Source organism: Paenibacillus sp. FSL H8-0457 (genome assembly GCF_038051935.1).
GTDB lineage: Bacteria > Bacillota > Bacilli > Paenibacillales > Paenibacillaceae > Paenibacillus_AQ > Paenibacillus_AQ lautus_A.
The window spans coordinates 5,969,931-5,982,870 of sequence record NZ_CP150293.1; the positions used below are offsets into that span (position 1 = coordinate 5,969,931).

Annotated in this window: 14 protein-coding genes; 3 read left to right on the top strand and 11 right to left on the bottom strand. The window is 49.2% G+C overall.

Annotation, left to right across the window (positions count from 1 at the left end; translation table 11 throughout):
• Positions 1–55: 55 nt before the first annotated feature.
• The 6 genes from MHI43_RS26760 to MHI43_RS26785 form a co-directional block, all read right to left on the bottom strand.
• Complete coding sequence (locus tag MHI43_RS26760; protein WP_341283181.1) at positions 56–211, bottom strand: hypothetical protein; 156 nt, start codon at positions 209–211, stop codon at positions 56–58.
• A gap of 374 nt (positions 212–585) precedes the next feature.
• Positions 586–1,026 carry a NucA/NucB deoxyribonuclease domain-containing protein gene (locus tag MHI43_RS26765; RefSeq protein WP_015737282.1) on the bottom strand — a complete coding sequence of 147 codons (441 nt, stop codon included), beginning with the start codon at positions 1,024–1,026 and terminating at the stop codon, positions 586–588.
• Positions 1,027–1,252: 226 nt separating this feature from the next.
• Positions 1,253–1,522, bottom strand: a complete 270-nt coding sequence (locus MHI43_RS26770) for a hypothetical protein (RefSeq protein WP_341283182.1) — start codon at positions 1,520–1,522, stop codon at positions 1,253–1,255.
• A gap of 162 nt (positions 1,523–1,684) precedes the next feature.
• Complete coding sequence (gene groL / locus MHI43_RS26775) at positions 1,685–3,313, bottom strand: chaperonin GroEL (RefSeq protein WP_009593977.1); 1,629 nt, start codon at positions 3,311–3,313, stop codon at positions 1,685–1,687.
• Positions 3,314–3,374: 61 nt separating this feature from the next.
• The gene (gene groES / locus MHI43_RS26780; RefSeq protein WP_006212454.1) at positions 3,375–3,656 is read right to left on the bottom strand and encodes a co-chaperone GroES; all 282 of its coding nucleotides are present in this window, start codon (positions 3,654–3,656) and stop codon (positions 3,375–3,377) included.
• 390 nt (positions 3,657–4,046) lie between these two features.
• A complete protein-coding gene (locus tag MHI43_RS26785) occupies positions 4,047–4,865 on the bottom strand; it encodes a nucleotidyltransferase domain-containing protein (RefSeq protein ID WP_015737284.1) in 819 nt (272 codons plus the stop codon).
• Between the two features lie 272 nt (positions 4,866–5,137).
• Here MHI43_RS26785 and MHI43_RS26790 point away from each other — a divergent pair, with 272 nt between their 5' ends.
• Both MHI43_RS26790 and MHI43_RS26795 read left to right on the top strand, forming a co-directional pair.
• The gene (locus tag MHI43_RS26790; RefSeq protein WP_036665190.1) at positions 5,138–6,469 is read left to right on the top strand and encodes a WYL domain-containing protein; all 1,332 of its coding nucleotides are present in this window, start codon (positions 5,138–5,140) and stop codon (positions 6,467–6,469) included.
• Entirely contained in the window at positions 6,438–7,253 is an 816-nt protein-coding gene (locus MHI43_RS26795; protein ID WP_015737286.1) for a WYL domain-containing protein, read from the top strand. The genes MHI43_RS26790 and MHI43_RS26795 overlap by 32 nt, the downstream gene beginning before the upstream one ends.
• A 172-nt stretch (positions 7,254–7,425) precedes the next feature.
• Here the strand turns inward: MHI43_RS26795 and tatC are convergent, their stop codons facing one another.
• The 5 genes from tatC to MHI43_RS26820 form a co-directional block, all read right to left on the bottom strand.
• Complete coding sequence (gene tatC / locus MHI43_RS26800) at positions 7,426–8,199, bottom strand: twin-arginine translocase subunit TatC (RefSeq protein ID WP_015737287.1); 774 nt, start codon at positions 8,197–8,199, stop codon at positions 7,426–7,428.
• Between the two features lie 78 nt (positions 8,200–8,277).
• Positions 8,278–8,514, bottom strand: coding sequence for a twin-arginine translocase TatA/TatE family subunit (locus MHI43_RS26805; RefSeq protein ID WP_009593973.1), 237 nt, complete (start codon positions 8,512–8,514; stop codon positions 8,278–8,280).
• Positions 8,515–8,733: 219 nt separating this feature from the next.
• Entirely contained in the window at positions 8,734–9,225 is a 492-nt protein-coding gene (locus MHI43_RS26810) for a MogA/MoaB family molybdenum cofactor biosynthesis protein (protein WP_009593970.1), read from the bottom strand.
• Between the two features lie 44 nt (positions 9,226–9,269).
• On the bottom strand, positions 9,270–9,746 hold the full coding sequence (moaC, locus tag MHI43_RS26815) for a cyclic pyranopterin monophosphate synthase MoaC (protein ID WP_009593966.1): 477 nt from the start codon (positions 9,744–9,746) through the stop codon (positions 9,270–9,272).
• A 3-nt stretch (positions 9,747–9,749) separates the two neighbouring features.
• Complete coding sequence (locus MHI43_RS26820) at positions 9,750–10,397, bottom strand: 5-formyltetrahydrofolate cyclo-ligase (protein WP_015737288.1); 648 nt, start codon at positions 10,395–10,397, stop codon at positions 9,750–9,752.
• Positions 10,398–10,683: 286 nt separating this feature from the next.
• Between MHI43_RS26820 and MHI43_RS26825 the strand changes: the two genes are divergently transcribed.
• Positions 10,684–12,636 carry an ABC-F family ATP-binding cassette domain-containing protein gene (locus tag MHI43_RS26825; protein ID WP_036665189.1) on the top strand — a complete coding sequence of 651 codons (1,953 nt, stop codon included), beginning with the start codon at positions 10,684–10,686 and terminating at the stop codon, positions 12,634–12,636.
• The last annotated feature ends 304 nt before the right edge of the window (positions 12,637–12,940 follow it).

The window sequence follows — 12,940 nt, forward strand, 5'->3', positions numbered from 1 at the left end:
AGTATGCTCGCAGATGGCAGAAGCTGATTTCATTACAATCGTGCAGTGTGCGTGGTCATGATGACACCGAAACTACTCTGAAGATATACGCAACACGCGCGCCCGTTTCGATATCATAGTATTTTTCGATTGCATTCATGCCTGATGATTTACCTGCAAGTAAGTTATCGATCATAGCTGTTGTAATGCCATCAACAACTGCCTCTGCCATAGTATGGGCTGTTAGTCTTGCAGCTACACTTCTAGTCGTAATGGAATTTGCAACTGCCGCGTGTTCAATGCATTGTAGTAAATTTTACCTACCTCTGATATACTGACATTATTACTATTGTCATGGGTGCGTGATCAATCAGATGTGGAATAAAGAACTAAAAATAGCCATTCGAGAGAAGCAAAGCGTAACCGTATACCTTACCAATGGCGAAGTATTACAAGGCATACCGGATTCTTGTACAGATCGCTTAAAGATGCGGAGTGTTTATGGGCCAGTCTGGGTGCCATTAGTTGAAGTAAAGCATGTGAGTCGATTAATACGGCTAAACATAAAAAAAGAACCTACTAGCATTAGCTAGTAGGCTTTTTTTGCTATCTAAAAATGAAATGTACTTGGGTACCGTCCGGGTATCCCTCCAAATAGTTACCTACCCAGCTGCCTGCTCCTCGATTGTCAGATGGATCTATGTATTCGATACTTGCACCGTCTCCTCCTTCGGCACACATGGCCATCGGCCACTCATCGCGATCATATCCTTTTTTCGTAGGGATTCCCTTTAGTGAAGAACTCCTGTTATCCTCTGCACCAGTTCGATCAATGGTACAAATATCGGAATGGCCGGATTCAATGGCCTTTTTTATGTGATCCGCCGTCTCAGGATATTTATCCGCTGGAAACTCTAATTCGACAACGGTACCCGGTATTGGTGGGTTTACATCACTGTCATCTAACTCCGGAAAATAATTAAGGACCAACCAAACCAGTAATAAAGATAAGACCACTGTTCCAAATTTCATGAATAACTTTTTCATACAAATTGCTCCCCCATTCAAAGAAAAACCCCTGCCAGCATAGGCCAGCAGGGATTTTCTTACCGATGCCTTCAGTTTACTTTTTTTAGTATAAGCAAGTTGGCATATATTTGTAAATCACTTCTCTGTAATTGTCGCTGTCTTGGCATGTCGTCGTTCCTCCCTGTTTATTGCTCATTATTTTAATACTTATATGGATCGCCCAATTTATTTAGGTCAAGTGTCACTATTCATTTGTACACATAATATGCACTATCTCATGATGAAAGGGAGAAGACCAAAATGAATCAACAAAGCCATAGCATTCAAGGTAATCAACAAAGGGAACCACAGCCTTATCATTACGGCCATGAGCATGACCATCACCCACATTTTCATCCATATAGTCACCCGTCAGGCCATCATATGATCCATCATCACCACCATCATCATCACCACTTTCACCACCACTACCAAATGAGGAGAGACGAAGATTAATAATAGAATAAGATAACAATAAGGCGAGAAGAGTTACGCCCTCATGCTGCCGAGCGTGTCATTCTCGCCTTTATCTATGGGGGTAGCCCCACACATATTAGTATGCTCGCGTGATTTTATAATAAAAGGCTCCCTCTCGGGAGCCTTTTAAATAGCGGTATTAAGGTTTTTAAGGCCTTACTTACATCATGCCGCCCATTCCGCCCATGCCGCCCATGTCAGGCATAGCTGGTTTTTCTGGTTCTGGCTTGTCAGCGATAACCGCTTCGGTTGTCAGGAACATGGCCGCAACGGATGCAGCGTTTTGAAGAGCGGAACGCGTTACTTTGGCAGGGTCAACGATACCTGCTTCGAACATGTTCACCCAAGTATCGGTAGCCGCGTTGTAGCCGATGCCGATCTCTTCTTTTTTCAGACGCTCTACGATGACGGAACCTTCTTGGCCAGCGTTAGCTGCAATCGTGCGGATTGGCTCTTCCAGAGCGCGCAGAACGATGTTCACGCCTGTTTTCTCGTCGCCTTCAACTTGAACTGCAGCAACAGCGTTGTATACGTTAACGAGCGCTGTACCACCACCGGATACCATACCTTCTTCAACCGCAGCGCGAGTTGCGTTCAGGGCATCTTCGATGCGCAGTTTGCGTTCTTTCAATTCCGTCTCAGTAGCCGCACCGACTTTGATAACCGCTACGCCGCCAGCCAATTTAGCCAGACGCTCTTGCAGTTTCTCTTTGTCGAAATCGGAAGTCGTTTCTTCCAATTGGTTGCGGATTTGCTTCACGCGAGCATCGATATCTTCCTTGTTGCCAGCGCCATCCACGATGATCGTGTTCTCTTTGGTTACGCGCACTTGACGAGCGGTACCCAATTGATCGATGGAAGCCGTTTTCAGGTCGAGGCCGAGCTCTTCCGTAATCACTTGGCCGCCAGTCAATGCAGCGATATCTTGCAGCATGGCTTTGCGACGGTCGCCGAAGCCAGGAGCTTTAACAGCAACAGCGTTGAACGTTCCGCGCAGTTTGTTCACGATCAGCATCGCTTGCGCTTCGCCTTCGATGTCTTCCGCGATCAGTACGAGCGGTTTGCCTTGCTGTACGATTTTTTCAAGGATCGGCAGGATCTCTTGCGTGTTGGTTACTTTTTTATCGGTAATCAGGATGTATGGATTCTCAAGAACGGCTTCCATTTTATCCGTATCGGTGATCATGTATGGAGAGATGTAGCCGCGGTCGAATTGCATACCTTCTACTACTTCAAGCTCCGTCAAGAAGCCGCGGGATTCTTCAACGGTGATAACGCCGTCTTTACCCACTTTGTCCATTGCTTCTGCAATCAGTTGACCTACTTCTTCGTCAGCTGCGGATACGGAAGCGACTTGAGCGATCTCCTGATGGTTTTTCACTTCTTTCGCGATATTCGCAAGCTCGGTTACGGCTGCTTTAACCGCTTTGTCGATACCCTTGCGGATGATCATTGGGTTTGCGCCAGCTGTAACGTTCTTCAGACCTTCACGGATCATGGCTTGTGCCAGAACCGTTGCCGTTGTTGTACCGTCACCGGCAACATCGTTGGTTTTGGTAGCTACTTCTTTAACTAGCTGAGCACCCATGTTCTCGAATGCATCTTCCAGCTCGATTTCTTTAGCGATGGTTACGCCGTCATTCGTGATGAGCGGGCTTCCGAATTTTTTCTCAAGAACCACGTTACGGCCTTTCGGTCCGAGCGTTACTTTAACTGCATTTGCCAAAGCATCTACACCGCGAAGCATGGAGCGACGGGCGTCTTCACTGAACTTAATGTCTTTTGCCATGGTATTACATACCTCCCTAGTGGATTATGGAATGGTAAAACAGGATATATTCAGGCATTCATTAGCCTAAGATCGCGTGGATGTCGCTTTCTTTCATAATCAAATATTCTTTACCTTCGTATTTGATTTCTGTTCCAGCGTATTTGGAGAAAATAACGCGGTCGCCTTCTTTAACTTCCAAAGGTACACGTGCGCCGTCTTTCAGGGAGCCGCTGCCTACAGCAATAACTTTACCTTCTTGCGGCTTTTCTTTAGCAGAGTCAGGAAGTACAATCCCGAATGCCGTAGTTTCTTCTTGTTCGATCGGTTCTACCAATACGCGTTCACCTAAAGGTCTGATCATGAAAAAATAGCCTCCTTTAAATATGTTGTGATGCTTTTTTCAAAGCTTTATGTATTAGCACTCGACAACCCTCAGTGCTAACAACCAATTTTATGATACTCAAGTTGTCTTAAAATTTCAAGTCCTTTGCATGAATTTTTGATCATTTTTTTGCAATCCGGACTTAGGGAGAGGTTGTCCCTAAACCCCCTTCACCATTGTATCCATGACCAGCCAAAATATGCCTGTGGCTTTAGGAACACTACACGAATGGAACCATAGATCTAATCATCATTCGGCAGAACAAAACAGCCCAAAGCATGCCCTTCCGCAAAAAGGTTTCATTCTTTCATAAAACTGCGGATTCGTTGATGTGAGCTGTATAATTGCCAAATTGGCCCTCTCCTTTCGTCAAACCGTGAATAACTGCGGTCCGCCGGCTCCCCAGGCTTCAACCAGCGCGTTCCGAAACAAAGCATCCAAGCTTTGGTCCAGATCCGTATCTTGATGCTTCTTATCCTTGGTCAACTGCTCATATTCGTTCAATTTCTCTTCAATGAATGCGTTAATGATAGGAAGCTTCGGTTCAATATTCATCTCTTCACCCGAACGTTTGCGAAGAAGCAATTGATCAATCTCCTGTTTCAGCGCACTTCCTTGATCTAATAAGCGATCCGTAAGCAGCTCGAATTCCATGGGAGGCATTTCGTTGTAGGTTTGAATCCAGTCGCATGCCAGGATCGGACGCAGTACATAGAAATATTTTTTGATCTTAACGTCTCCCCCTTGCAAATACATCCGGTAGTTGCCTTTTGCCATGTTCAGGTAGTGGTGCATGCATGATTTAGGCGAGAACGCAAGCGGAGATATGCTTCGGATTTGCTGGGCGATGCCAAGCGTCTCCTTATACTTGATGGGGGACTCCAGCCATTCAAGCAGGGGCGGATTCGACTTGCGAAAAAGCCCCAATGCTTTTTTCAAATCCCAACCGCTCATATCCAGCCTGTCGTTGATTGGCCGCTCAATCACATCTCGCTTGTCGAAGATCGATAAATACCACTCCACGGGTCTGATATAGATAAACCTTACGTCGTAATCGCTGTCCGTCGACGGGAACCCCCAGGCCCTGCTGCCTGATTCGCAGGCATACAGGATTAGGACCCCTTCCTCCCGCTCAATCCGCTCAAGTTCTTGTTGAATCGTCGATTTCATTTCCTGCGTTATATTCATATCCGGAATCTCTCCTTCTGTAGTTGCCGTGTAAATTTCCGATATCCTTATTGTCTTCCATGCGTTCCGATTTCAACAGGGCAAAAGTATGGCGATAACAAAACGAGTACTGCTCCCTGTGCGAACGGTGCGTGGTCCGGGGCATGCTTGGATTGGCTGTCGACCATATGAAGGTGTTACAATATCCCTCCTTTATGCGGTTCCCTATCCTTGCTACAATAGTTACAGACTGGATCACGTGCGATCTACTATATGATTTGAAGGAGGGCGCCATGGCTCGGGAAAGCTTCGATAAAGAAATCCAATTTCTTCGTATTCTGGCGCTGGCCGGCGGCGCATACAACCGGCAACAACTGGCTGATCGCCTTGGCATTTCAGTACATACCTATGACAAAACGCTCCGAAATTTAAAAAAAATGATTGAATCGCTTCAGCCGCAGCTCTCCGAAGAACAAAGTCTTACCCTCTCCGAAGGTCTGCGCTATTCATACTATGAAACCGCTGATCCGCTCCTGCTGCTGCTGTTCCGCGGCAAATCGCTCAAAGCATCGGAAAGCTTGAGGCTATCCATGATCCTCACCCAGCTGCAGCATCAGCAGTTAACCGCGAAGGAACTCATCGAACGCTGCGGCGATCAATTCCCGGACGGAGAAACACTGCCCGATGAGAAGACGATACGCGGGGATCTCAAATACCTGGAAGAAGTCGGAGTCATCGTGAAGACAGGCGCAGAACGGCCGTACCGTTACAGGGGCGCCCGTGACCTCATCGATTCGTTGTCGGATGACGAGCTTCTTGATCTCTACGATTATGTGGACGTCATGTCGAACACGCAGCTCCCCTCTGTTCAGGGGTATATGCTTCGAGACAATTTAAAGAGGGCCCTGCGCAATCGTGACATCGCCGCACACTCGGTCCCGGCCTATATTTATAAGTATCATTACCATTCACGCATATTGGATGAGGCGCATCTGCACACCATTTTTCAGGCGATCTCCAAAAGGGCGAGGCTCCGTTTCCTGTATTTATCGCCAAAAAGCTCTTCACGCTATGCTTCCCGAAACACGAATCCGCTGTTCCATAGGGAATCCAGAGGGCTTCGGGAAACGGTGTTGCCGCTGCGCGTGATCTATGACCATCAATACGGCCGTTGGTACCTGATCGGTCATAACGGCAGACAGGGCCTCATGAAGTTTCGCATGGAAGGATTGACTCAAATCGAAGAAGGCGAAGTGGTTGAAGAAGAAGTATTCCAACAGCGACTCATGGAAACGCTGGCCGAATTCGAGCACAGCTGGGTTACCGATACCCGTAATCCCACCAAGGTCGTGGCCAGATTCTTTAACCCGGAGGGCAGCAAAGTGAATTTCGTGCTGAACCGGGTTAAGGCGCAAGGGCAATGGGGGACCGTTACCATGGAATCCGAGAGCTCGTTCTTATACGAAATTGAAGTGAACGGCACCAGCGAAATTAAGCCTTGGCTCCGCAGCTTCGGCTCCAGCTGCGAGGTGCTCCAGCCACGCTCCCTTCGGCAGGAGTTCATTAAGGAATGGAAGGAGATTGCCGCTTATTATGAGCCAGAATCCATTCGAGAAGATATTTAACTACCAGATCATAACAAGGCTTGAGGAAACCGACTCGATTGCCATTACCGCTCAGGAACGGGGATGGCTGAAAATGATGCTGGTGCACCCCGAGGCGGCAAACGCCTTTACGCCCGGCACCTTGGACCGGCTCAAGGAGCTCCTCCACATGGAGCATAGCGGTGCCGAGATGAAAGGGATCATTCTGGAGAAAGCCAAGGGACAGGAACGAAGCGTTTACCATCCGCATCTTCGAACCTTGCGCAGAATGATCATGCAGGATCAGGGCTTTCGCCTAAGCTACCGCACAAAACATGGAGAAGCGCGCAGCAATCAGTCCGGTTTCCCTTACAAACTGGTGTACTCCATGATCAAACGGGAATGGATGCTGATCTGGTACAGCAAAAGCCGTAGAGGACTCATGTACACGAAACTCGATCATATTTTATATATACAAGGGACTTCGCTCCCCTCCTTCCGGATCGATCGCATAAAGGAACGGCTGCAAAAGCTGATGGAAAAACAGAAAAAGCAAGCGATCATTGAAATCCACCGGCGGTACAACGGGGAATTGTCGCGGATCCTTTACGCCTTTTCCTGCTTTGACAAAACGGTGCATTATGATGAAGCTTCCGATACCTACCGCATTCAGGTCTGCTATTTGGAGGGTGAGTGCGAATTTCTGCTCTCGCGCATTCGCTTTCTCGGCCTGAGGGTGAAAGTCGTGGAAGGAAGCACGCTGCAGGCCCGAATGCAAGAAACCGCAGCGCTGGCTCTGGCGAGATATGCGCAAGATGAAGGTTAGGACGCCGCCCTGACATGATTCCCATAAAGAAGACTGAGGCAATGATGAACACTAATTTCTAATCCATCATTCATTGGACAAAAAACAACCCGCAAACCATACTCCCGAGGAGTGAAGTTTGCGGGTCATTTTTATTCTTAAAGGATCTCTTATTTTGCAAAAAACAATACGGTCAGTCCTCTTCGTCTGCCCTTACATAGCGGCTGTCCCGTTCCATGTCCGCCTCTAATTGCTTGCGATAGATCACGGAAGACAGAAACACGCTGAATTCGTATAGAAGCAGCAGCGGAATCGTGACCAGGAAATCCGATATAAAGTCCGGCGGCGTGATGACGACCGCGATAAAGACCAGCGCGAAATACGCGACCTTGCGCATCTTGCGAAGCCGCAGCGGATTCAGAATGCGAATTCTCGTTAAGAACATCACCACAAGCGGCAGCTCAAACAGCAGAGCCAGCGGCAATACGAGATTGAACATAAAATTCAAGTAATTGGTAATGCCGTAGGTTTCCTGAAGCCCCATGCCCTGCGTGATCGCCGTGGTAAACGACAGCGTCATCGGAAATACGATGTAATAACCAAACGTGATCCCGACGATGAACAGAACAAACGCATACGGCACGTAACGTATGGCCGCTTTCTGTTCTTCTTTGCGCAGCCCCGGCTTGACGAACGCCCAGAGCTGATAGAAGATCAGCGGAACGGAAATGACGAGCGAGAAAATGGCGGCGATTTTCATGTAGATTCCGATGCCATCCCAAAAAGAGAAGGCATGCAGCTCAAAGTTCTTGGCTTCTTCGGCCGCCGTCAAATAATGATAGATCGGGTCCGCAACGAAAAGCCCCCCGACCAGTCCTGCTACGAATACCACGAGCACGATTATAATTCGTTTGCGAAGCTCGCCCAAATGCTCCACAAGCGCCATATCTTTCACTTGCTCCGACAAGTTAACCACCACCCTGTATGTGACCCTGACAAAACAAAATCCCTCCCGAAGGAAGGGACTTCAAGCCTTGCTTTAATTCTATTCCGGAAGACGCTTGTCTTCAATCTTAGCTGGCTCAGCGGCAACGGCTTGCTGGGGAGCCTCTTCTTTCTTCTTCGCCGGTGCATCGTCAGCGATAATCTCCCGCGCACCGTCCTTAAACTCACGGAATGTTCTTCCGACCGCACGTCCCAGTTCAGGAAGTTTGTTCGGTCCGAACAAGAGCAGCGCCAAAATAACGAGCAAAATAATGCCCGGCACTCCAATTGTACTCATATCTGTTCTCCTCCTCGTCCTGCTTAATGCCTTCAAAAGGACTTCAGGATGACATTAATCCATCATGCCTTGCAGCTGCAACAGGTTTTTAACTAAAGAAAATCATCCGACTCCAGCAGTGAAACAAGCTCATATACCGCCATCATACCATAATGTAAATCACATATACAGTCCAGAAACGTGACAGTTTATTTACATAATTATCTAATAAGGTACTCGTTAGAGCTGCTCGCGATACTGGCCCGTTACCATCAACAGTGCCTCCGGAAGCTGATCCATGACCGCGGCCAGATTCTCGTGCACGCCTTTGGGAGAGCCCGGGAGATTGACAATCAAGGTACGGCCGCGGACGCCGCATACGCCCCGAAACAGCATCGCGCTCCGATTCTTCTGCATAACGGTAGCACGCATCGCTTCCGCAATGCCGGGCACTTCGCGTTCGATGACCCGCTTGGTCGCCTCGGGCGTAACATCCCGCACCGCCAGCTCCGTACCGCCTGTCGTGAGGACAAGGTCCACTTGATAATAATCCGTAAGCTCGATCAATGCAGCGATAATTTCGTCCTGCTCGTCCGGTACGATCCGGTATTCGATGATTTCACCGCTTAGCTCTTCCTCCACCAATTCCCGGATCACTTGAGCGCTCGTATCCTCGCGTTCCCCCCGCGAGCCTTTATCGCTCGCCGTCAGGATCGCCGTTTTCCACACCATCTGCCCTCTCTCCTTCCCACTCGTCCGAATCTCCTGTATCTATGCTATGTCGTTTCTTGTATGTAATCCCCGCTCTTGCCGCCGGTTTTGCTTACCAGCAGGGTCGGGCCGATGATCATGTCTTTCTGCAGGGCCTTGCACATGTCATAGACCGTAAGCGCAGCGGCTGAAGCAGCTGTCAAAGCTTCCATTTCAACACCGGTTTTGCCTGTGGTTTTCACGGTCGTTTCTATATATAACTCGTCTTTGGCGTTATCGCTGAACGCCACGTTCACGCCGGTCAACGGCAGCGGATGACACATCGGAATCCAGTTCGACGTGTTCTTGGCCGCCATAATGGCCGCAACCTGTGCCACGGCAAGCACATCTCCCTTGCCGATCTTCCCCTCCTGGATGCGGGCCAGCGTATCCGGATGCATACGGACCGTTGTCTTCGCTACCGCTGTCCGGGCGGTTACATCCTTATCACTGACATCCACCATTCGTGCTCTGCCTTGGTCATTAAAATGACTCAGTTCCATCTCTTATCCCTCCGCTGCAGGTCTGGTCTTCACGTTATGCCCCTGTTCCGTAACCAAACCGTCCAATACCCTATCATGTTCTTCCATAGGAACTTGTTCCAAGACCTGAACCTCGTAACCGATCCCCACCCACAAGGGCTTCTTGATCCGACGAGCGTCGGCTTGTGCTCCCTGGTTAAGCCTGTCCGACAGCCGGTCGTAATAACCGCCTCCGTATCCAAGCCTTCCGCCCATTCTGTCAAACGCAAGCCCGGGGACCCAGACGATATCCGGTCCCGGATGATTCCATTTTTGCGACCGCAACGGATCAGGCTCCGAAATGCCGTAAGCGCCGGAAACCAGCTCGTCCCATGCCTGAAGCTTATACAATTCCATCGAACGGTCTTGGGTCAAGCTCCGTGGAACGATAACCTGGATCCCCTGCTTCCATGCCCATTCGATAAGAGGCCGGGAATCCAGCTCGGAACGAAAGGGAACATAAATCATCATGCTCTGAAGATGGAGACGGTCCATGACCTCCGCAGCAAACGCGCAGGCTTGCTTCGACCGCTTGGCCCGCTCTTCCTCTGATAACTCGTCCCTTCGCAATGCCATCGTTTTGCGCAGGGCGGCTTTTGCGGATGCCCGCTTCAAATATTCCTCAGGGTTCACACGTGATCTTTCCTCTCACGCTTATAATTAAGTTTAGTTTACCACTGTTCCTTCCTTTAGCCAAGAATGACGGAAGTCGCCAATCATGGTCGATTGTTCGGTCATTTTCATGTACACTTAATTTAAGATAGAAGAAACACATAAACTCCAAAGCACGCGATCATTCAGATTGCCATAAAACAGCGTCTACGCGCGTTCTGTCGGAGCATGTACGTCGGAAGTCGTTTTTTCTTATAATGAAGAATTAATGGAAGAATCATATAGAAAGATGGAGGTTTCACATAACATGCTGCTGCAAGCCAATGGCATTACGAAATTATATGGCGTTACGCCCGTCCTGGACGGGATCAATCTGCAAGTCCTTGAACGCGAAAGAATCGGCCTCGTCGGAGTCAATGGAGCCGGGAAATCGACGCTGCTTAAAATTTTGGCCGGCGAGATGTCCTATGATGGCGGACAAATCTTCAAAGCCAAGGAAACCACCGTCGGTTATCTTGCCCAGAACAGCGGGCTTCAGTCCGATTCCTCCATATGGAACGAGATGCTGGATGTCTTTACTCCCCTGCTGGAGATGGAGCGTGAGCTTCGTCAGATGGAGGAGCAAATCGCCGACCCCAAGTCGAGCGAAGATCCGAAGAAATACCAGGAGCTTTTGGATCGTTATGCGGTCCGCTCGGACTGGTTCAAGGATCAAGGCGGATATGAGATCGAAACACGCATACGCAGCGTGCTGCACGGCATGGGATTCGGCAGCTTTTCGCCGGATACGTCCATTGCCACGTTAAGCGGCGGGCAGAAGACAAGGCTGGCCCTTGCAAAAATACTGCTGCAAGCACCCGACCTGCTGATGCTGGACGAACCGACGAACCATCTGGATATCGCAACCCTCACCTGGCTGGAGGATTATTTGCGCGGTTATTCCGGCTCGCTGCTCGTCGTATCCCATGACCGGTATTTCCTGGATCGGCTCGTGACCACCATCGTGGAGATCGAACGCTGCCATTCCAAAAAATATACCGGCAACTACAGCCGGTACATTGAGCTGAAAGCAGCCGAATACGAATCCCAGCTGAAGCAATACGAGAAGCAGCAGGATGAGATTTCCCGCATGGAGAACTTCATTCAGCGAAACCTGGTACGGGCCTCTACGACCAAGCGTGCGCAGAGCCGCCGCAAAGCGCTGGATAAAATGGAGCGGCTCGACAAACCGCTGGGCGATCTCAAGAAAGCTCATTTTTCTTTTGAAGCCGAGTATATGTCAGGGAAAGACGTCCTTCACGTACGTGATCTGTCGCTTGCGTTCGAGCAGGACAAACCGCTGTTTCGGCAAGTTTCCTTTGATCTCAGCCGCGGGGAAACCGTAGCTTTGATCGGACCCAACGGGGTGGGCAAATCGACGCTCCTGAAATGCTTGATCGGTACCATGAAGCCGACGGCGGGGTCACTGCAATGGGGTACAAAAGTGAAGATCGGCTATTACGATCAGGAGCAATCCGAGCTGAACCCAAGCAACACCGTCCTGGAAGAGCTGTGGGGCACCTATCCTCATATGGAGGAAGCCCGCATTCGTACCGTTCTGGGCAATTTCCTCTTCAGCGGCGAAGATGTCCTCAAGAAGATCAGCTCCTTAAGCGGCGGGGAAAAAGCACGCGTCTCGCTTGCCAAGCTCATGCTTCTGGAAGCCAACATGCTCATCTTGGACGAACCGACGAACCATCTTGACTTGTTTGCGAAAGAGGTGCTGGAATCGGCACTCATGGATTACGAGGGCACTTTACTGTTCATATCCCATGACCGTTACTTCCTTAATAAAATGGCGGAACGCATCATCGAGCTTCATCCGGACGGCATTCAACATTTCCTGGGTAATTATGACGACTATACGGAGAAAAAGCAGGAAATTCTTGATATGGACAACGAGCCATCCGAGCCGTTTGCCCGCCACACCCTGAAACAGGAAGGGAAAGCCGAGGCTCTGCCTGAGAAGCAAGGGGCCGTTTCCTTCGAAGCCGAGAAGCAGGCGAAACGGGAGGAACGAAACCGTCAGCGCAGGCTTGCCAGCTTGGAGGAGCAAATTCATGTCCTGGAATCGGACATTGCCCAATTGGAAACCGAAATGACCTTGCCGGAGATCTATCAGGATTATATGGCGCTCCAAGAACGGCAGCAGTCGTTAGAGGAGAAAAAGAGTCAGCTTGAGCAAATATTTGCCGAATGGGAGTCATTGCTGGAAGCCTAAAAAAATTCACAAAAGTGTTTCAAATGAAGATTTACGTTTATACACAAACTTATCCCCAGGAATGGTGCATAAGTTTATCATGAAAATGGCCGAAATGGCCATTTTTTTGTTGTTATACGCGGATCTCCGGTCCTATATCCAGCTTTATCCACTAAGTTATTCACATTATCCACAGTTTCCACCGGGATATTTGAAAATCCTGTCCCCTCTTTTCAGCGTCTTGCAAAAGACCGATTTATCGACATTTTTCTCGGTTATGCACATTTTTTGGCGAATATGTGGATAACGTTGTTCACAACTTGAC